The 20,039-nt window shown below is 67.9% G+C and carries 28 protein-coding genes; 1 reads left to right on the top strand and 27 read right to left on the bottom strand.

What is annotated here, in order from left to right; translation table 11 throughout:
* The 22 genes from rplF to OG943_RS40535 all read right to left on the bottom strand — a co-directional run bounded on the left by rplF (position 1) and on the right by OG943_RS40535 (position 13,218).
* A complete protein-coding gene (gene rplF, locus OG943_RS40640) occupies positions 1-540 on the bottom strand; it encodes a 50S ribosomal protein L6 (protein WP_328606202.1) in 540 nt (179 codons plus the stop codon).
* Positions 541-556: 16 nt separating this feature from the next.
* Positions 557-955, bottom strand: coding sequence for a 30S ribosomal protein S8 (rpsH, locus tag OG943_RS40635; protein ID WP_076163008.1), 399 nt, complete (start codon positions 953-955; stop codon positions 557-559).
* Positions 956-1,062: 107 nt separating this feature from the next.
* Positions 1,063-1,248, bottom strand: coding sequence for a type Z 30S ribosomal protein S14 (locus OG943_RS40630; RefSeq protein ID WP_328606201.1), 186 nt, complete (start codon positions 1,246-1,248; stop codon positions 1,063-1,065).
* 4 nt (positions 1,249-1,252) lie between these two features.
* A complete protein-coding gene (gene rplE / locus OG943_RS40625; RefSeq protein ID WP_328606200.1) occupies positions 1,253-1,816 on the bottom strand; it encodes a 50S ribosomal protein L5 in 564 nt (187 codons plus the stop codon).
* Positions 1,817-1,818: 2 nt separating this feature from the next.
* Positions 1,819-2,133: a 50S ribosomal protein L24 gene (rplX, locus tag OG943_RS40620; protein WP_091618505.1), complete on the bottom strand. Its 315-nt coding sequence runs from the start codon at positions 2,131-2,133 to the stop codon at positions 1,819-1,821.
* A 3-nt stretch (positions 2,134-2,136) separates the two neighbouring features.
* Positions 2,137-2,505 carry a 50S ribosomal protein L14 gene (gene rplN / locus OG943_RS40615; RefSeq protein ID WP_091618504.1) on the bottom strand — a complete coding sequence of 123 codons (369 nt, stop codon included), beginning with the start codon at positions 2,503-2,505 and terminating at the stop codon, positions 2,137-2,139.
* An 83-nt stretch (positions 2,506-2,588) separates the two neighbouring features.
* Complete coding sequence (rpsQ, locus tag OG943_RS40610) at positions 2,589-2,867, bottom strand: 30S ribosomal protein S17 (protein ID WP_091618503.1); 279 nt, start codon at positions 2,865-2,867, stop codon at positions 2,589-2,591.
* A complete protein-coding gene (gene rpmC / locus OG943_RS40605) occupies positions 2,864-3,109 on the bottom strand; it encodes a 50S ribosomal protein L29 (RefSeq protein WP_328606199.1) in 246 nt (81 codons plus the stop codon). The genes rpsQ and rpmC overlap by 4 nt, the downstream gene beginning before the upstream one ends.
* On the bottom strand, positions 3,109-3,528 hold the full coding sequence (gene rplP, locus OG943_RS40600; RefSeq protein ID WP_091618501.1) for a 50S ribosomal protein L16: 420 nt from the start codon (positions 3,526-3,528) through the stop codon (positions 3,109-3,111). Before rplP ends, rpmC begins: the two co-directional genes overlap by 1 nt.
* 3 nt (positions 3,529-3,531) lie before the next feature.
* A complete protein-coding gene (gene rpsC, locus OG943_RS40595; protein ID WP_328606198.1) occupies positions 3,532-4,398 on the bottom strand; it encodes a 30S ribosomal protein S3 in 867 nt (288 codons plus the stop codon).
* The gene (rplV, locus tag OG943_RS40590; RefSeq protein ID WP_091618499.1) at positions 4,398-4,817 is read right to left on the bottom strand and encodes a 50S ribosomal protein L22; all 420 of its coding nucleotides are present in this window, start codon (positions 4,815-4,817) and stop codon (positions 4,398-4,400) included. Before rplV ends, rpsC begins: the two co-directional genes overlap by 1 nt.
* A gap of 31 nt (positions 4,818-4,848) precedes the next feature.
* Positions 4,849-5,130: a 30S ribosomal protein S19 gene (gene rpsS / locus OG943_RS40585; RefSeq protein ID WP_091618498.1), complete on the bottom strand. Its 282-nt coding sequence runs from the start codon at positions 5,128-5,130 to the stop codon at positions 4,849-4,851.
* A gap of 18 nt (positions 5,131-5,148) precedes the next feature.
* Positions 5,149-5,985 (bottom strand): 50S ribosomal protein L2, encoded by an 837-nt coding sequence (gene rplB / locus OG943_RS40580; protein WP_328606197.1) that lies wholly within the window; start codon positions 5,983-5,985, stop codon positions 5,149-5,151.
* 14 nt (positions 5,986-5,999) lie between these two features.
* Positions 6,000-6,311: a 50S ribosomal protein L23 gene (gene rplW, locus OG943_RS40575; protein ID WP_328606196.1), complete on the bottom strand. Its 312-nt coding sequence runs from the start codon at positions 6,309-6,311 to the stop codon at positions 6,000-6,002.
* Positions 6,308-6,997 carry a 50S ribosomal protein L4 gene (rplD, locus tag OG943_RS40570; RefSeq protein WP_328606195.1) on the bottom strand — a complete coding sequence of 230 codons (690 nt, stop codon included), beginning with the start codon at positions 6,995-6,997 and terminating at the stop codon, positions 6,308-6,310. Before rplD ends, rplW begins: the two co-directional genes overlap by 4 nt.
* Positions 6,994-7,650: a 50S ribosomal protein L3 gene (rplC, locus tag OG943_RS40565; RefSeq protein WP_328606194.1), complete on the bottom strand. Its 657-nt coding sequence runs from the start codon at positions 7,648-7,650 to the stop codon at positions 6,994-6,996. Before rplC ends, rplD begins: the two co-directional genes overlap by 4 nt.
* Positions 7,651-7,681: 31 nt before the next feature.
* Positions 7,682-7,987, bottom strand: a complete 306-nt coding sequence (rpsJ, locus tag OG943_RS40560) for a 30S ribosomal protein S10 (protein ID WP_003102098.1) — start codon at positions 7,985-7,987, stop codon at positions 7,682-7,684.
* Between the two features lie 402 nt (positions 7,988-8,389).
* A complete protein-coding gene (gene tuf / locus OG943_RS40555) occupies positions 8,390-9,583 on the bottom strand; it encodes an elongation factor Tu (protein WP_328606193.1) in 1,194 nt (397 codons plus the stop codon).
* Positions 9,584-9,709: 126 nt separating this feature from the next.
* On the bottom strand, positions 9,710-11,809 hold the full coding sequence (gene fusA, locus OG943_RS40550) for an elongation factor G (RefSeq protein WP_328606192.1): 2,100 nt from the start codon (positions 11,807-11,809) through the stop codon (positions 9,710-9,712).
* Positions 11,810-11,872: 63 nt separating this feature from the next.
* On the bottom strand, positions 11,873-12,343 hold the full coding sequence (gene rpsG, locus OG943_RS40545; protein ID WP_091618491.1) for a 30S ribosomal protein S7: 471 nt from the start codon (positions 12,341-12,343) through the stop codon (positions 11,873-11,875).
* A complete protein-coding gene (rpsL, locus tag OG943_RS40540; protein WP_003102113.1) occupies positions 12,343-12,717 on the bottom strand; it encodes a 30S ribosomal protein S12 in 375 nt (124 codons plus the stop codon). The genes rpsG and rpsL overlap by 1 nt, the downstream gene beginning before the upstream one ends.
* A 354-nt stretch (positions 12,718-13,071) precedes the next feature.
* The gene (locus tag OG943_RS40535; protein ID WP_328606191.1) at positions 13,072-13,218 is read right to left on the bottom strand and encodes a hypothetical protein; all 147 of its coding nucleotides are present in this window, start codon (positions 13,216-13,218) and stop codon (positions 13,072-13,074) included.
* Between the two features lie 397 nt (positions 13,219-13,615).
* Here OG943_RS40535 and OG943_RS40530 point away from each other — a divergent pair, with 397 nt between their 5' ends.
* The gene (locus OG943_RS40530) at positions 13,616-14,104 is read left to right on the top strand and encodes a GNAT family N-acetyltransferase (RefSeq protein ID WP_442874636.1); all 489 of its coding nucleotides are present in this window, start codon (positions 13,616-13,618) and stop codon (positions 14,102-14,104) included.
* Positions 14,105-14,314: 210 nt separating this feature from the next.
* Here the strand turns inward: OG943_RS40530 and OG943_RS40525 are convergent, their stop codons facing one another.
* The 5 genes from OG943_RS40525 to OG943_RS40505 all read right to left on the bottom strand — a co-directional run bounded on the left by OG943_RS40525 (position 14,315) and on the right by OG943_RS40505 (position 19,482).
* Positions 14,315-14,800: an MmpS family transport accessory protein gene (locus OG943_RS40525; protein WP_328606190.1), complete on the bottom strand. Its 486-nt coding sequence runs from the start codon at positions 14,798-14,800 to the stop codon at positions 14,315-14,317.
* Between the two features lie 76 nt (positions 14,801-14,876).
* Complete coding sequence (locus OG943_RS40520; RefSeq protein ID WP_328606189.1) at positions 14,877-15,125, bottom strand: hypothetical protein; 249 nt, start codon at positions 15,123-15,125, stop codon at positions 14,877-14,879.
* Between the two features lie 20 nt (positions 15,126-15,145).
* A complete protein-coding gene (locus OG943_RS40515) occupies positions 15,146-15,565 on the bottom strand; it encodes a hypothetical protein (RefSeq protein ID WP_328606188.1) in 420 nt (139 codons plus the stop codon).
* Positions 15,566-15,687: 122 nt separating this feature from the next.
* Positions 15,688-17,448 carry a hypothetical protein gene (locus OG943_RS40510; RefSeq protein ID WP_328606187.1) on the bottom strand — a complete coding sequence of 587 codons (1,761 nt, stop codon included), beginning with the start codon at positions 17,446-17,448 and terminating at the stop codon, positions 15,688-15,690.
* A 174-nt stretch (positions 17,449-17,622) separates the two neighbouring features.
* Complete coding sequence (locus OG943_RS40505; protein WP_328606186.1) at positions 17,623-19,482, bottom strand: hypothetical protein; 1,860 nt, start codon at positions 19,480-19,482, stop codon at positions 17,623-17,625.
* Positions 19,483-20,039 lie beyond the last annotated feature (557 nt).

The raw sequence follows: 20,039 nt of genomic DNA, 5'->3' as shown, positions 1-20,039 counted from the left end.
TCACTTACCCGTCTTTCCGACCTTGCGGCGGATCTTCTCACCCTCGTAGCGCAGGCCCTTGCCCTTGTAGGGGTCGGGGCGGCGCAACTTGCGGATGACGGCCGAGATCTGGCCGACCTTCTGCTTGTCGATGCCGGACACCGAGAACCGGGTCGGGGTCTCCACCTTGAAGGTGATGCCCTCCGGGGCCTCGATCTTCACCGGGTGGCTGTAGCCGAGGGCGAACTCGAGGTCCGAGCCCTTGGCCTGCACGCGGTAACCGACGCCGTGGATCTCGAGCTTCTTCTCGTAGCCCGCGGTCACGCCCACCACAAGGTTGTTCACCAGGGTGCGGGTGAGACCGTGCAGGGCCCGGCTCGTGCGCTCGTCGTCCGGACGCTTGACCAGCAGCGTGCCGTCTTCATCGCGCTCGACGATGATCGGCTCGGCGATGGTGTGCTCCAGGGTGCCCTTGGGCCCCTTGACCTGAATGTGCTGACCGTTGATGGTCACCTCGACCCCGGAAGGGACGGCGACCGGCAGCTTACCGATACGAGACATGCCTGTACCCCCTTCCTTACCAGACGTAGGCGAGGACTTCGCCGCCCACGCTGTTGCGCTTGGCCTGCCGGTCGGTCTGGAGCCCGGACGACGTCGAGATGATCGCGACGCCGAGGCCACCGAGAACGGACGGCAGTTCGGTCGATTTTGCGTAGACCCGCAGACCGGGCTTGGAGACGCGCCGGAGGCCGGCGATGCTCCGCTCACGGTTGGGGCCGTACTTCAGCTCCACCACGAGGTTCTTGTGCTTCTCGCCCGGCTCGTCGCGGTAGCTCGCGATGTAGCCCTCGCGCTTGAGGATCTCGGCGATGTTCGCCTTGATCTTCGAGTGGGGAAGCACGACCTCGTCGTGGTACGCCGAGTTCGCGTTACGCAGACGAGTCAAGAAGTCTGCGATGGGGTCGGTCATCGTCATGGTGACCTGTCAACCTTTCTCGCCTGGTTCCCCGCCCCCCTGCGTCCGGGTTGTCCCGGAAACAGAGCGGGCGGGGCCTGTGGCGAACTGGGAAATAGTTTCGAGCCTTACCAGCTGGACTTGCGGACACCGGGCAGTTCGCCCGCGTGTGCCATCTCCCGGAGGCAGATCCGGCAGAGCCCGAACTTGCGATACACCGAGTGCGGCCGGCCGCATCGCTGGCAGCGGGTGTAGCCGCGCACCGCGAACTTCGGCTTCTTCGAGGCCTTGTGGACTAGCGCTTTCTTGGCCATCGGCTCAGTTCTCCTTGAACGGGAAGCCAAGCTTGCGCAGCAGCGCCCGGCCCTCGTCGTCGGTGGTGGCGGTGGTGACGACAGTGACGTCCATGCCGCGGGGGCGGTCGATGTCGTCGGGGTTGATCTCGTGGAACATCGACTGCTCGTTGAGACCGAACGTGTAGTTGCCGTTGCCGTCGAACTGCTTGCCCGAGAGGCCGCGGAAGTCGCGGATACGCGGGAGCGCGATGGTCAGCAGCCGGTCGAGGAACTCCCACATCCGGTCGCCGCGCAGCGTGACGCGCGCACCGATCGGCTGGCCCTCACGCAGCTTGAACTGCGCGATGGACTTGCGGGCCTTGCGGACCTCGGGCTTCTGGCCGGTGATCGCGGCGAGGTCGCGGACCGCGCCGTCGATCAGCTTGCTGTCGCGGGCGGCGTCGCCGACACCCATGTTCACGACGACCTTCACGACGCCGGGAATCTGGTGCACGTTGGCGATGGTGAACTCCTTCTGGAGCTCGCCCTTGATCTCTTCGCGGTACCGGGTCTTCAGACGCGGCACCATCTTCTCTGCGGTGGTCATGATCAGATGTCCTTACCGTTCCGGCGAGAGACCCGGACCTTCTTGCCGTCCTCGCCGAAGCGGTAGCCCACACGAGCCGGCTTGCCGTCCGAGTCCACGACCATCACGTTCGACACGTGGATGGGCGCCTCCTGGGTGACGATGCCACCGGACTGCGCACCACGCTGGGTCTGGGTGATCCGAGTGTGCTTCTTGATCCGGTTCACGCCCTCGACCAGCACACGCTCACGCTCGGGGTAGGCCTGGATGACCTTGCCCTTGGCGCCCTTGTCCTTGCCGGCGATGACGACGACCGTGTCGCCCTTCTTCACCTTCATGCTCTACAACACCTCCGGCGCGAGCGAAATGATCTTCATGAACTTTCGGTCGCGCAGCTCGCGGCCCACCGGGCCGAAGATGCGAGTGCCCCGGGGCTCGTTGTCACTCTTGATGAGCACGGCGGCGTTCTCGTCGAAGCGGATGTAGGAGCCGTCCGGACGACGCCGCTCCTTGACCGTGCGGACGATGACCGCCTTGACGACGTCGCCCTTCTTCACCCCGGCAGCCGGGATGGCGTCCTTCACGGTGGCGACGATGATGTCGCCGATGCCCGCGTAGCGCCGCCCGGAACCGCCGAGCACCCGGATGCAAAGGATCTCCTTCGCACCGGTGTTGTCGGCGACTCGTAGCCGCGACTCCTGCTGGATCACGTCAACTCCTGTATGTCGCGCCGGTTCTCGCCTGTCTTCGACAACACGAGCCTTGCGGAACTAAGGACTCCGAGGAGCCCTGCTTACTTGGCCTTCTCCACGACCTGCACGAGGCGCCAGCGCTTGGCTGCCGACAGCGGACGGGTCTCCATCAGGGTGACCCGGTCGCCGAGGCCCGCCTCGTTGTTCTCGTCGTGCACCTTGACCTTGGTGGTGCTGCGGAGAACCTTCGAGTAACGCGGGTGCTTCTTGCGGTCCTCGAGCTCGACCACGATCGTCTTGTCCATCTTGTCCGAGACGACGTAGCCCTCGCGCACCTTGCGGTCGTTGCGGACGGTCTTCTCGGTCGTCGGCTCGCTCATGCGGCACCTTCACTCTCGGCGTCGGGCGTGACGGACAGGCCGAGTTCACGCTCGCGCATGACCGTGTAGATCCGCGCGATGTCCGTGCGGACGGTGCGCAGCCGACGGTTGTTGTCCAGCTGCCCGGTCGCCATCTGGAAGCGGAGGTTGAACAGCTCCTCCTTGGACTCCTTCAGACGCAGCACGAGCTCTTCAGCGGTGAGCTCACGAAGCTCGGATGCCTGAGCGGCTCCGTTAGCCATCAGAACTCACCACCTTCACGGGTCACGATGCGGCACTTCATGGGCAGCTTGTGGATCGCGCGACGGAGCGCCTCGCGGGCGGTCTCCTCGTTCGGGAAGCTGATCTCGAACATCACGCGACCCGGCTTCACGTTGGCGATCCACCACTCGGGCGAACCCTTACCGGAACCCATCCGGGTCTCCGCCGGCTTCTTCGTCAGCGGGCGGTCCGGGTAGATGGTCGTCCACACCTTGCCACCACGCTTGATGTGACGGGTCATGGCGATACGAGCGGACTCGATCTGCCGGTTCGTCACGTAGCTGTGCTCAAGCGCCTGGATGCCGAACTCGCCGAAGCTGACCTTCGTACCGCCCTTGGCGGCGCCGTGGCGCTTCGGGGAGTGCTGCTTCCGGTGCTTGACCCTGCGCGGGATGAGCACGTCTCAGCCCTCCGTCTTTTCTGCGGTCTCGGCAGCCGGGGCCGCCTCGGTCGCGGCGTCGCTCTTGGCAGCGGCGGCGGTGGTCTCCGCCTCCCGGGCAGCGGCCCGGGCGGCTTCGGTCGAGGTCGCCGTCGTGCCCGACGCGCCGGAACGACGCGGGCGGGCCGGACGGTCACCGCGGTCGCGGCGGGGGGCCCGCTCGGCAGCCGCGGCGGCGTCGCGCGCCTCGCGGGCCTTGAGGCCACCGACCAGCTCACCCTTGTAGAGCCACACCTTCACGCCGATGCGACCGAACGTCGTCTTGGCCTCGAAGAAGCCGTAGTCGATGTCGGCGCGCAGCGTGTGCAGCGGGACCCGGCCGTCGCGGTAGTGCTCGGAGCGGGACATCTCGGCACCGCCGAGACGACCGCCGCACTGCACGCGAATGCCCTTGACCTGCGGCGAGCGCATGGAGGTCTGGATCGCCTTGCGCATCGCGCGGCGGAACGCCACGCGGTTGGACAGCTGCTCCGCGACACCCTGCGCAACGAGCTGGGCGTCGGCCTCGGGGTTCTTGACCTCGAGGATGTTCAGCTGCACCTGCTTGGCGGTCAGCTTCTCCAGCGCGCCACGGATCCGGTCGGCCTCCGCGCCGCGACGGCCGATGACGATGCCCGGCCGGGCGGTGTGGATGTCGACGCGGACCCGGTCACGGGTGCGCTCGATCTCGACCTTGGAGATGCCTGCGCGCTCCATGCCGGTGGCGAGCAGCTTCCGGATCTTGACGTCCTCGGCCACGTACTCCGCGTACTGCTTGTCGGCGTACCAACGCGACTTCCAGTCCGTGGTGATACCCAGGCGGAAGCCGTGCGGGTTGATCTTCTGGCCCACTACCGGCCACCTGCCTTCTTCTTGCTCTGCGCCTTCTTCACGTCGGCCTTGGGGCGCGACTCCACCTCGACGGTGATGTGGCTGGTCCGCTTGCGGATCCGGTACGCACGGCCCTGGGCCCGCGGACGGATGCGCTTGAGGGTCGGACCCTCGTCGGCGTACGCGTTCTTGATCCAGAGCGTCTCCGGGTCAAGCTGAAGATTGTTCTCGGCGTTGGCCACGGCACTGGCGAGCACCTTCGCGACCGGCTCGCTGGCCGCCTGGGGGGCGAACCGGAGCACGGCCAAGGCGTCGGCGGCGCTACGTCCCTTGATGAGCTCGATCACCCGGCGCACCTTGGTCGGCGAGTCCCGGACGAAGCGAGCCCGCGCGTAAGCCGTAGGCAGAGCCTCGACCGTCGCGTCGTTCTGGGCGTTCATCGCTACTTCCCTTGTCTTGTCTCGTGCCCGCTCAGCGGCGGCGCGACTTGCGGTCGTCCTTGATGTGACCCTTGAAGGTCCGCGTCGGGGCGAACTCGCCCAGCTTGTGACCCACCATGGCCTCGGTGACGAACACCGGGACGTGCTTACGGCCGTCGTGCACCGCGATCGTGTGTCCCAGGAAGTCCGGGATGATCGTGGAGCGACGCGACCAAGTCTTGATCACGGTCTTCTTGTTGGCCTCGTTGAGAACGTCCACCTTCTTGAGCAGGTGGTCGTCCACGAAGGGGCCCTTCTTAAGGCTGCGTGGCATGTTCTTCTACCTCCCTGCTCAGCGCTTGTTCTTGCCGGTACGCCGGCGGCGGACGATCATGGCGTCACTCGCCTTGCGGCGGCGGGTGCGACCCTCGGGCTTGCCGTTCGGGTTGACCGGGTGGCGGCCACCGGAGGTCTTGCCCTCACCGCCACCGTGCGGGTGGTCGACCGGGTTCATCACGACACCACGGACGGTGGGGCGCTTGCCGCGCCAGCGGTTACGCCCGGCCTTGCCCCAGTTGATGTTGGCGTGGTCGGAGTTGCCCACCTCGCCGATCGTGGCGCGGTTGCGCACGTCGACGTTGCGGATTTCGCCCGACGGCAGCCGAAGCTGGGCGTAAGGCCCGTCCTTGGCCACCAGCTGCACCTTGGCGCCGGCGGAGCGCGCCATCTTCGCGCCGCCACCGGGGCGGAGCTCGATCGCGTGCACCACGGTGCCGACCGGGATGTTGCGCAGCGGCAGGTTGTTGCCCGGCTTGATGTCGGCGCGCGGGCCGTTCTCGACGGTGTCGCCCTGCTTCAGCTTCTCCGGCGCGATGATGTAGCGCTTCTCGCCGTCGGCGTAGTGCAGCAGCGCGATACGCGCGGTGCGGTTGGGGTCGTACTCGATGTGCGCGACCTTGGCCGGCACGCCGTCCTTGTCATTACGACGGAAGTCGATGACGCGGTAGGCGCGCTTGTGGCCGCCACCCTTGTGCCGGGTGGTGATCTTGCCGGACGAGTTACGACCGCCCGAGCCGCTCAGCGGACGCAGCAGCGACTTCTCCGGCGTGGACCGGGTGATCTCGGCGAAGTCCGAGACACTGGAACCGCGACGACCCGGGGTCGTCGGCTTGTACTTGCGGATGCCCATGTCAGCTCAGTCCTTTACGCGGTGGGTCCGCCGAAGATCTCGATCGCCTTGCTCTCAGGCGAAAGAGTCACGATGGCGCGCTTGGTGTCCTTGCGCTTGCCGAAGCCTGCGCGAGTCCGCTTCCGCTTGCCCTGACGGTTGGCCGTGTTGACGCTGACCACCTTGACGCCGAACACCTTCTCGACCGAGATCTTGATCTGGGTCTTGTTGGCGTCCGGACGGACGATGAACGTGTACTTGTGATCCTCGAGCAGTCCGTAGGACTTCTCGGAGATGACCGGCGCGAGCAAGATGTCGCGGGGGTCGGCAATGGCGACCGAACTCACTGCTCGTCACTCCCTTCCGAAACCTCGCTCGACCGTGCGGTCGCCTTCGCGCCCTTGCCCCGGACGGGGCCGGCGACGAACGCGTCGTACGCGGCCTTGGTGAACACGACGTCGTCGTTGACCAGCACGTCGTAGGTGTTGAGCTGGTCCGACCAGATCAGGTGGACCTGGTCCAGGTTCCGCAAGGAAACCCAGCTGAGCTCGTCGTCCCGGTGCAGCACCACGAGAACGCGCTTCGCCTGCGTCACCGCGGCGATGGCGGACTTGGCGGCCTTGGTCGACGGCTTCTCGCCACCGACCAGCTCCGTCACGACGTGCAGCTGCCCGGCGCGCGCCCGGTCCGAGAGGGCACCGCGGAGAGCGGCGGCCTTCATCTTCTTCGGGGTGCGCTGCGAGTAGTCGCGCGGCGTGGGGCCGTGGACGACGCCACCGCCGTTGAACTGCGGCGCACGGGTCGAACCCTGGCGGGCACGGCCGGTGCCCTTCTGCCGGTACGGCTTCTTGCCGCCACCGGAGACCTCGCCACGGGTCTTGGTGTCGTGCGTGCCCTGGCGAGCGGCGGCCAGCTGGGCCACCACCACCTGGTGCATCAGCGCGATGTTGGCCTGCACATCGAAGATCTCCTCGGGGAGGTCCACGGTGCCGTCGGCTTTACCGGCCGGGGTCTTCAGCTCGACGCTTGTCATTCGGTGATACCACCCTTCGCGGCGCTGCGAACGAACAGCAGGCCACCCTTGGGACCGGGCACCGCGCCCTTGATCAGCAGCAGGCCGTCCTCGGCACGCACAGCGTGCACGGTCAGGTTCTGCGTGGTGACCCGGTCGTTGCCCATCCGGCCCGCCATGCGCAGGCCCTTGAAGACGCGGCCGGGGGTGGCACAGCCACCGATGGAACCCGGCTTGCGGTGCACGGCCTGGGCACCGTGGCTCGCGCCCTGGCCCTTGAAACCGTGGCGCTTCATGACACCCGCGTAGCCCTTGCCCTTGCTGGTACCGGTGATGTCGACCTCGACGCCGGCGGCGAACACCTCAGCGGTGATCTCCTGGCCGACCTCGTAAGTCTCAGCATCGGTGGTACGCAGCTCCGCGAGGAACCGTCGGGGGGTCACGCCCGCCTTGTCGAAGTGGCCGGTGCGCGGCTTGTTCACCTTGCGCGGGTCGACCGCGCCGAACGCCAGCTGCACGGCCCCATAGCCGTCCTTGTCATGGGTCCGAACCTGGGTCACCACGTTCGGACCGGCCTTGACGACAGTGACCGGGACAATCCGGTTCTGCTCATCGAAGACCTGGGTCATGCCGAGCTTGGTGCCCAGGATGCCCTTCATCTGCCTGTCAGACATGAGTCTCTTATCTCCGCCGCTCGCCCAACGCTTACTGGATGTTGACGTCGACGCTCGCCGGCAGGTCGATGCGCATGAGCGCGTCGACCGTCTTCGGCGTCGGGTCGAGGATGTCGATCAGACGCTTGTGCGTGCGCATCTCGAAGTGCTCGCGCGAGTCCTTGTACTTGTGCGGCGAGCGGATGACGCAGTAAACGTTCTTCTCGGTGGGCAGCGGCACCGGCCCGACAACACGGGCGCCGGTGCGCGTGACCGTCTCCACGATCTTGCGCGCCGAGGTGTCGATCGCCTCGTGGTCGTAGGCCTTGAGCCGGATGCGGATCTTCTGTCCCGCCATGGTGGCTGCTCGTTCCTTCGTCGTCTCGTGCCGCTTGTCTGGTCAACCCGGGCCTGAGCCCCGGTTTCAGCAGTTCAACGGCCCTGTCCCCGGTCCACGCGGTCGGGCGTGTCGCGCCCGACGCACAGACGGATCCCGCGGGATCGTCCTGCCTGGTCTTCCTCAACGTGAGGTGGCCGCGGGCCGGCGTGAAGCCAACCCTGGCCTTTGCCCGCTAGCCGCACCCCGAAGGAAGAGCTGGACGGACCGTGGCCACTCGTACAGGGGCGGCCGGAACCCGCTGAGTCAATCGGACAACTCTGGGATTCGGCCGCCCCGGAACGAGCAACCTGAATAGTGTCGCACACGTGATTTGACGCCCCGAACCCGGGGGTGTAGAGCCCCCGGGGCGGGGCGTCTAAATCACTTGTTGATCTTGGTGACCTGGCCCGCGCCGACGGTCCGGCCACCCTCACGGATGGCGAACCGCAGGTTCTCGTCCATGGCGACCGGCTGGATCAGCTCCACCGAGATGTCGGTGTTGTCGCCCGGCATGACCATCTCCGTGCCCTCGGGGAGGGTCACGACGCCGGTCACGTCCGTGGTGCGGAAGTAGAACTGCGGGCGGTAGTTGTTGAAGAACGGGGTGTGACGGCCACCCTCGTCCTTCGACAGGATGTAGACCCGGCCCTCGAAGCTCGTGTGCGGGGTGGTGGTGCCCGGCTTCACGACGACCTGGCCGCGCTCGACGTCCTCGCGCTTGATGCCGCGCAGCAGGAGGCCGACGTTGTCGCCCGCCTGGCCCGAGTCGAGCAGCTTGCGGAACATCTCGACACCGGTGACAGTCGTCTTCTGCGACTTCTCCTTGATGCCGACGATCTCGACCTCTTCGTTGACGTTGACCACGCCACGCTCGACACGGCCGGTCACAACGGTGCCGCGGCCGGTGATCGTGAAGACGTCCTCGATCGGCATGAGGAACGGCTTCTGCAGGTCACGCACCGGGTCCGGCACGTTGTCGTCGACGGCGGTCATGAGCTCGAGAACGGCCTCGGCCCACTTCTCGTCACCCTCGAGGGCCTTGAGGCCGGACACGCGCACGACCGGCGCGTCGTCGCCCGGGAACTCCTGCGAGGACAGCAGCTCGCGGACCTCCAGCTCGACGAGCTCGAGGATCTCCTCGTCGTCGACCATGTCGGCCTTGTTCAGCGCGACCACGATGTAGGGCACGCCGACCTGGCGGGCGAGCAGCACGTGCTCGCGGGTCTGCGGCATCGGGCCGTCGGTCGCCGCGACCACGAGGATCGCGCCGTCCATCTGAGCGGCACCGGTGATCATGTTCTTGATGTAGTCCGCGTGGCCCGGGGCGTCCACGTGAGCGTAGTGACGCTTCTCGGTCTGGTACTCGACGTGCGAGATGTTGATCGTAATACCGCGCTGGCGCTCTTCGGGCGCGTTGTCGATCTGGTCGAACGCACGCGACTCGTTGAGCTCCGGGTACTTGTCGTGCAGAACCTTGGTGATCGCCGCGGTCAGAGTCGTCTTACCGTGGTCAACGTGACCGATGGTCCCGATGTTGACGTGCGGCTTGCTCCGCTCGAACTTCGCCTTCGCCACTGGAATGTCCTCCTGGACTGATTTCGCTTTTGTGCTCGCGGGCCGGCGTGGCTGCCGGCCCTCGATTGTTCTCGTCTGTGCTGCGGACGTTCAGGAGTGTCCCTTATGCCCGCGAGCGAACGGGGACTACTCCCCCGTCGCCTTCGCGATGATTTCCTTCGCGACGTTCGCGGGAACCTCGGCGTAGGAGTCGAACACCATGGAGTAGTTCGCGCGACCCTGGGTGCGAGACCGCAGGTCGCCCACGTAGCCGAACATCTCCGACAGCGGGACCAGTGCCTTGACGACACGGGTACCGGCGCGCTCCTCCATGGCCTGGATCTGGCCACGGCGGGAGTTGAGGTCGCCGATCACGTCGCCCATGTAGTCCTCGGGCGTCGTGACCTCAACGGCCATCATCGGCTCGAGGATGACCGGGCTGGCCTTCCTCGCGGCTTCCTTCATCGCCATGGAACCGGCGACCTTGAAGGCCATTTCCGAGGAGTCGACCTCGTGGTACGCACCATCCAACAAGGTGAACTTCAACCCGACGAGCGGGTAGCCGGCCAGGATGCCGTACTGCATGGCGTCCTGCGCGCCCGCGTCGACCGACGGGATGTACTCCCGCGGCACGCGGCCACCGGAGACCTTGTTGTCGAACTCGTAGAGCGCACCGTCGGTGCGCTCGAGCGGCTCCAGCTTCACGATGACCTTCGCGAACTGGCCGGAACCACCGGTCTGCTTCTTGTGGACGTAGTCGAGCTTGTCCACCGTCTTGCGGATGGTCTCGCGGTAGGCCACCTGCGGCTTACCGATGTTCGCCTCGACCTTGTAGTCGGACTTCATCCGGTTGACGAGCACCTCGAGGTGCAGCTCGCCCATGCCGGCGATGATCGTCTGACCGGTCTCCTCGTCCAGCTTCACCTGGAACGTGGGGTCCTCTTCGGCCAGCTTCTGGATCGCCAGGGACAGCTTCTCCTGGTCGGCCTTCGTCTTCGGCTCGATCGCGACCCGGATGACCGGCTCGGGGAACGTCATCGACTCCAGCACGACCGGGTTCTGCGCGTCGGCCAGGGTGTCACCGGTGGTGGTGTCCTTCAGTCCGATGACCGCGTAGATGTGGCCCACCTGGGCCTCGTCGACCGGGTTCTCCTTGTTGGAGTGCATCTGGAAGATCTTCCCGATGCGCTCCTTGCGCTCCTTCGTCGCGTTGACGACCTGCGCGCCGGCGGCGACCTTGCCCGAGTACACCCGGATGTAGGTCAGCTTGCCGAAGAACGGGTGCGCCGCGATCTTGAAGGCGAGCGCGGCGAACGGCTCGTCCACCGAGGGCTTGCGGGTGACCGGGGTCTCGCCGTCGGCGAGGAAGCCCTCGACCGGCGGCATGTCCAGCGGCGACGGCAGGTAGTCGACGACCGCGTCGAGCATGGGCTGCACGCCCTTGTTCTTGAACGCGGAGCCGGCCAGCACCGGGAAGACCTCACGGCGGATGGTGAGCTTGCGGATGCCGGACTTGATCTCGGCCTCCGTCAGCTCCTCACCCTCGAGGAACTTCTCCATCAGCGTGTCGTCGGCCTCGGCGGCGGTCTCCACGAGCTTCTCGCGGTACTCCGCGGCCAGCTCGGCGAGCTCGGCCGGGATGTCCTCGACCGAGTAGTCCTCGCCCTTGCTGACCTCGCCGCGCCACGTCAGCGCCTTCATGCGGACCAGGTCGACAACACCCTCGAAGTCGTTCTCGGCACCGATCGGCAGCTGGATGACCAGCGGCCGGACGCCGAGACGGTCGACGATGGTCTTCACGGTGTAGTAGAAGTCCGCGCCGAGCTTGTCCATCTTGTTGACGAAGCAGATGCGCGGGACGTCGTACTTGTCCGCCTGCCGCCAGACCTGCTCGGACTGGGGCTCGACGCCTTCCTTGCCGTCGAAGACGGCGACCGCACCGTCGAGCACCCGGAGGTTGCGCTCCACCTCGACGGTGAAGTCGACGTGGCCCGGGGTGTCGATGATGTTGATCTGGTTGTCGTCCCAGAAGGTGGTGGTGGCAGCCGAGGTGATGGTGATGCCCCGCTTCTGCTCCTCCTCCATCCAGTCCATGGTGGCGGCGCCGTCGTGGACTTCACCGATCTTGTAGTTGACCCCGGTGTAGAACAGGATCCGCTCGGTGGTGGTGGTCTTACCGGCGTCGATGTGCGCCATGATCCCGATGTTGCGGACCTTGTTCAGGTCTGTCAGCACGTCACGTGCCACGAGAATGTTCCCCTGTCTCAAGCGTGGGGCCCGGCATGGCTTGGATCGGCAGCCGGGCGGAAATCACCAGCGGTAGTGCGCGAAGGCCTTGTTCGACTCGGCCATCTTGTGCGTGTCTTCACGGCGCTTGACGCTGGCACCGAGGCCGTTGCTCGCGTCGAGCAGCTCGTTCTGCAGGCGCTCGATCATCGTCTTCTCGCGGCGGGCCTGCGAGAAGGAGACCAGCCAGCGGAGCGCGAGGGTCGTGGAGCGGTTCGGCTTGACCTCGATCGGCACCTGGTAGGTGGCGCCACCGACACGGCGGCTCTTCACCTCGATGGTGGGCTTCACGTTGTCCAGCGCACGCTTCAGCGTGACGACCGGGTCGGTGCCGGACTTCTCGCGGGCACCTTCGAGGGCGCCGTACACGATGCGCTCGGCCAGCGAACGCTTGCCGTCCTTCAGCACCTTGTTCACCAGCTGGGTGACCAGCGGGGAGGCGTAGACGGGGTCGGAGATCAGCGGCCGCTTAGGGGCCGGACCCTTGCGGGGCATTAGCTCTTCTCCTTCTTCGCGCCGTACCGGCTGCGCGCCTGCTTACGGTTCTTGACACCCTGGGTGTCGAGCGAGCCGCGGATGATCTTGTAGCGGACACCCGGCAGGTCCTTCACACGGCCACCGCGCACGAGCACCATCGAGTGCTCCTGGAGGTTGTGGCCCTCACCGGGAATGTAAGCCGTGACCTCGATGCCGCTGGTCAGCTTCACACGCGCGACCTTGCGCAGCGCCGAGTTCGGCTTCTTGGGGGTCGTGGTGTACACGCGAGTGCACACGCCACGACGCTGCGGGCTCCCCTTGAGGGCCGCGGTCTTCTGCTTGGCAGCCTTGTCCTGGCGGCCCTTGCGGACCAGCTGCTGGATCGTGGGCAATGGACCAGCTTCCTGTCGTGATCTTGCTTCTTCGTGTCTTCACCGGCCCCCGCGGTCGGGCGTGTCGGCCCGCGTCACGGTCTCTCGACCGGTAACTTCCCGGAGGGTTTTCCGTCGGAACCCCACGTGAACCAGGCCGGTGAACCGGGTGCGCGAGCACCCCGCTCATGCCATACGGCACGCGGAGCGGCCCGACGCCTGCCGGGCACGGTCTCCAAAGATACCCGGCCACTTCCCAGTAGGTCCGGGCGGGGGGTCCGAAGGGACGGCGACCGCCCATCGTAACCCCAGCTGGGGCTCGCGCGGCCGAGCCGCGCGGTGGTCCCACAGTTCAGAACATGGCGGGAAGAGCGCCTATTCCTCGTCGGGCTTGGCGTGGTCGGGCTTGCCCGGGTGCGGGTCGCGCGAGAGGTCGATCAGCGGGTGGACCCCGGCCCCCTCCGGCGCGGCGTGGCTCCCCTTCGGCTGGTCTTTCTGCTCTTCGGTTCCGTTGCCGTCCATGACGCACTCCCCTGGTGTTCGGTTTCCCCTTGCGGCTCGCACGGTACCCATTCCACGTTCGAGTGACACACATGGCCGTAACGCACCATTCGCGTCGTTCCTGTCGGGGTGGGCGGTCACGATCGGGGGCAGCGGACGTGGGAGGCGTCGTCGTCGAGGAGAGGGAGGGGCGCGGTGACGGGAGGAGTTCGGCCAGCTCGTGGGCGGGTCCGGTGGGGCCGGCGGGGGGTCGGCGTGCGATTCGGGGGCGCCGGCCGGGCTTGGCCGGGGGTTGGCGGGCGTCCTCCCCCGGGAGGGGGAGCTAGGTGACGAACGCCTCGGTGCGTGGTTCGGCTTGATGGGCCTCGGCGGGTGCTGGTGCGTGAATTTCGGTGGACAACCCGGTGACGATGACACGGTGACCGAGAGCTGGACCATCACCGAGACTGCCGTCGACCATCCGGACGCGCGGCTGATCATGCGGGAGTACATCGCCGAGATCGCCGCGCGGTACTGGGGCCGGCCGGCCACCGAGGCGGAGGTGGACACCGCGCTGGCGGAGGACCCGACCGACGATCTGGTCGCGCCCACCGGCACCTTCCTCATCGCGCGCCTGCCCGACGGCACGATGACCGGCTGCGTCGGCACGCGGGTGGGGCAGCCGGGCCTGGGCGTCCTGAAGCGGATGTACGTCCGCCCCGGCCACCGTGGGCACGGCGCCGGGGCCCGCCTGGTCGCGGCCGCCGAGGACGCCGCACGGGCCCTCGGCGCGACCGTCATGCGCCTGGACACCCGCGACGACCTCGTGGAAGCCCGCGCCCTCTACGCCCGCACCGGCTACACCGAGGTCGAGCCCTTCAACGACGACAAGTACGCGGAGCACTGGTTCTCGAAGAACCTGAGCTGAACCAGCTGCTTCGGCGCTGGCTTCTCACGGCTGCTGGGGCGCTGTGCTGTGGCGCTGTGCTGCGGCGCTGTGCTGGGGCCGGGCGCGCGATGCGCCGCGGGCGTCTCCTTCTCATCCGGGCGCATCGGGTCCGCGGCGGAGCTGCCGGGCGACCGGGCACGAATCGCGCGGTGGCCCGGCAATCCCGGTCGCCGTCGGGAAATACGAGAGTCAGCTGAGGCGGCCGGCGCAGGAGGCGACGTCGCCGGGAGCCGACTTCTCCGTCTTCACCACCACGCCGCGGATGGAGATCCGGCACTCCACCGCGCCCGTGCCCTGGCCCATCAGCTGGACGGTCGGCGGGACGCCCGTGTTCTTCCACGTCAGGTCCTTGCGCCACGGCAGCGCGACGGACAACTCCTGGTGCACGAGGCCCAGGCCGTTCTCGTCGTAGACGACCGTGGCCGTGCCCGTGCCGGTGAGTTCGTAGGTGACCGGCCAGTCGTTCGAGGCCGCGGCCACCGAAGTGGACGGGGCGAGGGTGCGCGTCACCGTCTGGTCCGGGCCGCGTTGTGGCGCGGGCCTCGACGGCTCCCCCACCACGGCCACCGTGGCCGGCGCCGGATCGCCGCCCGAGCCGAGGATCACCACCACGGCCGCGACGGCCATCACCGCGATGCCGGCGATCGCGAGCCGGCCGACGATCTGTCTGTCCACTTCCCCGTTCCTCTCGCCGAGGGGCCGGTGACTCCCGCGCGGGAGCCACCGGCCGCCGTTACCGGGTGATCGCCGATCAGTAACCGCCGGCGGGGGTCGGCAGGAGCTTGCCCGGCACGCCGTTGACCGACTGGAGCAGGCCGAGCACCGGAACGCCCAGCGGCGCGAACGTCCACAGGTTGTTCAGACCACTGGTGTCGGGCTCGTCGACCACGACAACGCCCGGCTGGTCCTGCGTCGCGGCGAGCGCCGGCAGGGACGCGCCGAGCACCCCGGCGCCCGCGAGCGCCACGATCGCGACGGTCCGTGTGAGGGTCTTCTTCATGGGATTTTCCTTTCGCTGGTTCAGGAAATCGGGGTGATGAGGTTGAACACGGGCGCGAGCAGCTCGGTCGGCGCCTGGACGGTCGGGCCGAGCAGCCCGCCGAGGTCAACGCCCGGGATGGCCCAGATCGCCGTGCCGTCACCGGTCGGCAACGCGGGCAGACCGCCGGTCGGCAGGGCCGGGAGGCCACCGGTCGGAAGGCTCGGCAGGGCCGGAAGGCCGCCAGTCGGCAACGCGGGCAGCCCGCCAGTCGGCAGGGCCGGAAGGCCGCCAGTCGGCAACGCAGGCAGGCCACCGGTCGGCAGGCTCGGCAGAGCGGGCAATCCCGGCGCCGGTGCGGCGGGGGCGGTGGGGGCGGCGTCGGCCACTCCCCCGGCGAGGGCGGCGAACGCGCCCGCCGCGGCGAGCGGCAGCAGGACACGGGCGATGGTGCGTTTCATGGGTTCCTCTCCTCGGGACACTTCGATGAACACTTCGCGGACACTTCGACGGCGCCACTTCGGTGGGGCACTTCTCCGCCCGGTTGAGCGGAATCCGCCCGCTGGGGCGGAAGATCGGGGGCTCACCGGAGTAGCCCGCTGACCGGCACGATGGTGCCGTCCGGGACCCACTGGCCGGCGTAGTCGCGGGCGGCCTCCATGCCCGGGCCGTGCGGTTCGCCCGGGTACATGGGCATCGCGTTGACCTGGGCGGCGGCGAAGATCTGAACCTCGCCGTTCACGGACTGCCACTGCGGGCCCAGCCAAGTCCGGAAGCCGCCGAGAGTGGGGCTTTCGCCGCCGAACGTGTTGCCCACCGTCACCGCGTAGGTCACCGCCAGCTGGTCGCGCGGGTCGAAGCGCAGGGGCATCGACGAGCTCGCCACGGCGTTCACGATCGGGCCGTTCAGCAGCCACGGCGCGAGGTACAGGCCGTACTGGTGCGTCGGCTTCAGGCGTTGCGACTCGGCGGCCCGCGTCATCGCCAGGTAGCCGTCGGACCAGCCCGAGACGACCACCAACGCGGTGTCCGTGCCGGCGTCCTTCTGCACGGGCAGGCCGAAACGCGCCGCCGTGTCGCGCACCAACCGGGCGGCCGCCACACCGCGCGGCGACGAGTCCTCCACCAGCGTGATCGCCGACGGCTTCCGCCCGGCCAGGAACTCGACGAGCTTCACCAGCGAACCGCTGTCCTCCGGCGAAAGAGCGTCGGAAGGGCAGCTCGTGAGCACGTCGTGCTTCTCCGCCACCAGCCCGCCGAGCGCGGCCGAGGCGCACTCGGGCGCGTCGGCGTCGCCGATGACCGGGCCCGGCGCGGTGCCGGCGTCCACCTCGACGGTGGTGGTGGCGTCACCGCGTTTGATCACCAATGAGCTGCGGCCGGGCGGCAGGTCGACGTCCGCCCAGGTGCCCTCGGCGCCGCCGCGCGCGACGGCGGGCGAGATCAGGCCACCCTCGGCACCGGCGGAAAGGCCTTCACCGGCGCTGGGCGGGAAGTGCACGAGGTTGCGCCCCGGCCGCTGCGGGCTGAGCAGCACGGGCACCGAACCGCCGCCGACGGTCGCGTCGGCCAGCAGCGGCACCCCCGGGATCGGCAACGGCGGCGGCTGCGGCACCGCCGCGAGCGCGCTCCACGCGACGAAACCCGCGGCCACGCCGATCACGCCATACCGGTAGGCGTGCGTGAAACCGTTGCGGGACAACAGGATTCCGGACAGCACGGCGACCACGGCCGGCAGCGCGACCACCACGAGCAACGCGATGCCGAACAGCGACTCGTACAGCCGCCGATCGAACCCGACGCCGGACAGCACCAGCTGCACCACACCCGCGAGCGTCAGCAGCCCGCCGAGCGTCACGGACAGCGGGCCGACGCGGAACTGCGTCGCGCGCCACTGATCCACCGGCACCCACGCCGAAAGCAGCGTGATGCCGAACCACAGCGCGGCGGCGGCGACGTACACGGTGTCGATCGCGAAGTCGATGCCCGAGCCGTCGAGCGACGTCTCCAGGACCACGAGCACCACCAGCGCCAGCGACGCCCAGCGGCCCGCCGACGGCCACCGCAGCAGCACCGGCACGGCCAGCGCGAGCAGGATGTGGATGATCAGGGCGGCGAGGTTCACCTCGACCGTGGCCGCCGAAACCGCCGCGAGGACCGCGGACAGCGCGCCCAGACCGCCGACGGTGAGCCACAGCTTCCTCGGCAGCTCGCCGACGAGCGGGCGGAGAATCCCGGTGCCGGCGAGGAACGCGGTGGCCAGCAGCAGCACGAGCCGCAGCACGAGCGCGGTTATGTCCACTCCGGACGAACCGGTGCTCACCGGCGTGACGTGGTGATCCATGGAGACCTTCCGGGGAGAGTCCGGGAATGGGGTGCCCGGTCGTTCGAGCGAACCGGGCGATGAGGCGAGTGGCCCGGCATCACAGCGACGGACCCGGGTACCGGTTATCGGGACAAGCGAGGGGAACCCGTGGCCGGCCGGCCGGGGACTACCGCCGGCCGGCCACGGGATGGGTCACTTCACGTTCTGGTCCGCGACCACGAACAGCTCCGAGTGCGGCTTCGCGTTGCCGAAGTCCCCGTGGGGCCAGGACTTGCGGTTGAAGTTGATGCCGACCTGGCCGGTGAACTCGTCACGGAAGTTCTGGTCCACCGCGACCTTGCCGTCCGGGGAGAGGTTCAGCAGGTTGACCTTGTGGTCACCGTCCAAACCGGACCGGGCGACGAAGTAGTTCGACACCGCGAGGTGCTGCGGCTGCGTGGTTTCGTGGTAGAAACCGTCGCTGCCGAGCGCGAAGTTGTCGTACGCGCCCCAGTGCGGGCCGGCCGCCGCGGTGCCCGGGTTGATCGGCGCGGCGCCGACGACGGTGGGCAGGTCGTCCCCGCCGCCCTGCTGTGCCTTCTCCTTCGTGTCGATGCGGCCCTTGATGTCGTCGACGTTGTCGCCGGCGGCCAGCAGCTTCTGGATGTCCAGCACGTAGACGCCGCCGGTGGTGCCGGGGTCGTCCGCCGAGAGGGTGCCCTTCTGCCGGCCGACGATGGCGCGGTACAGGTACTTGTCGTCCGGGCTCGTCTGGATCCAGCCGCCGTTGGAGCTGGCGCCGTTCGAGTCGTTCTGCGGGTACATCGCCTTGTTCGCGGCGCCGTCGTCGAACACCTCGATCCAGTGCGGCTCCTTCGCCGTGATGTCCGGCGTGTAGTACACGGCCCCGCCCTGCATGGTCTCGGCGAACGCGCCCTTGTGGCCGGGCTGGTTCGTCACCGTGGTCTCCATGGCCGCGCGGCTTTCCGAGTGCAGCGGGTCGGCCGGGTCTGCGCGCGGGCCGTCCGGCAGATACGACACCGTCTTCAGCTTCGGGTGGTTGCGGTCGGAGATGTCCCACGTGCGGATGGTCGGCCGCCGCAGGTACGGCGACGGCTGCTTCACCGGGTCGAGGATGATGTTGCGCGGCTCGGCGTAGTCACTGGTGACGAGCGTGTTCAGGTCCTCGCGGGCCTGGACGCCGTGCGGGTTGGCGCAGGAGGGTTTGCCCAGCTGCGGGAGGTTGTCGCACAGCTTCGGGTTGTCGCCCTGCGGGGTCGCCGCCGGGTTCTGCGAAAGCACCTGCGCGTTCTGGTCGAAGTGCACGACCTCGCCGGGGCTGCCGGCGAAACCGTTGCCGACCTGCGTGGAGCCGTCCTGGTAGGTGTACGGCCCCGGGACGACCGGGCCGCCCATGTACGTGCCGTACGCCGAACCGTCCTTGAGCACCCAGTAGGCGTCCGGGACCGAGCCGCCGAGCGTCTGCGTCGGCAGGCTGACGCCCTTGAGCTTCAGCTGCGGCAGCGCGCTGACGTCGAACGCGTACGTCGCCGCGGCGAACAGCGCGCCGGCGTAGATCGTGTCGCCCTTGTGCCACACGTACTGCATGTGGTGCGGCTCGTTCTCGACCAGCGGGCCGACAGTGGCGGTGTTCACGACCTTGCCGTACGTCGCCGAGCCCTGCGTCGCGTCGATCACGGCGAGGAAGTCCGGGCCGGGCAGCGCGTTCTTCACCTTGTTCAGGCCGCCGCCGAGCGAACCGGGCAGGTTCTTGACGTCCTTGACCACGGTGTCGGCGATGTTCTCGTCACCGGCCCACACCAGCAGCCACTTCTTCGGGGTGCCGCCCGCGCGGGACTGCGCGGCCAGGTCCTTGGTGACCAGGTGGTTCTGCACCCAGTACTGCTTGCCGTCGGCGCCGGCCTTCGAATCGGTGAGGACCTGGACGTCGGCGTACGCGCTGGTGGTGGCTCCGGTGTAGGTCACCGCGGCGATGGCGAGCGCCAGCGCGAGAGTGCCCGTCAGCGCTTTCCGCCATCGGGGCGGGGCGCCCGAGGAGGAGCTGAATCGCATTGTGTCTCCCTGTTCTCAGTAATGCGAAAATGTCGAGAGGACACGACGAACTCGCGAGTGCCGAGGAGCTCAGCACACGCTTGAAGCGTTACCGCACAAGGGAAAGAGTCGCGTCCGGTCGACGGGAATTGATTCAGAAATCCCTACACAGCGCGCTGGCCTGCTGGCGCAGGTCGACGTGCCGGCGCCACACCAAGGCGACAGGAGAGGGCATGCGCGAAATAGTCTTGCGAACCGGACTTACTGTCAATCTCGTGATCAATAGATGGAACGTCCGTCAAAAGGGTGAATATCCCACGACCTGGACTGACTTGCGCGGCCCCGTTACGCCGAACGGGTGCGTACGTATTCGCGACCTGCGATAGGCCGTTCGGCGGTGTCACGAGTAGTCACAATGACGCCGTTCGGCCGACCGTTTGCCCATTATGTTCGTGACCTTTTCGTTACCGAAGTTCGGGAACTCAGGCCGCTGACCTCGATCGGCAGCCGAAGCGGATTGACCACTCTTGCAGCGCGAAGGGGAGGTAAGCGGCATAATCCGCACATCAGAAGACAGG

The sequence above is a fragment of the Amycolatopsis sp. NBC_00345 genome, from assembly GCF_036116635.1.
GTDB lineage: Bacteria > Actinomycetota > Actinomycetes > Mycobacteriales > Pseudonocardiaceae > Amycolatopsis.
This window is presented reverse-complemented; position numbering and strand designations above follow the sequence as displayed.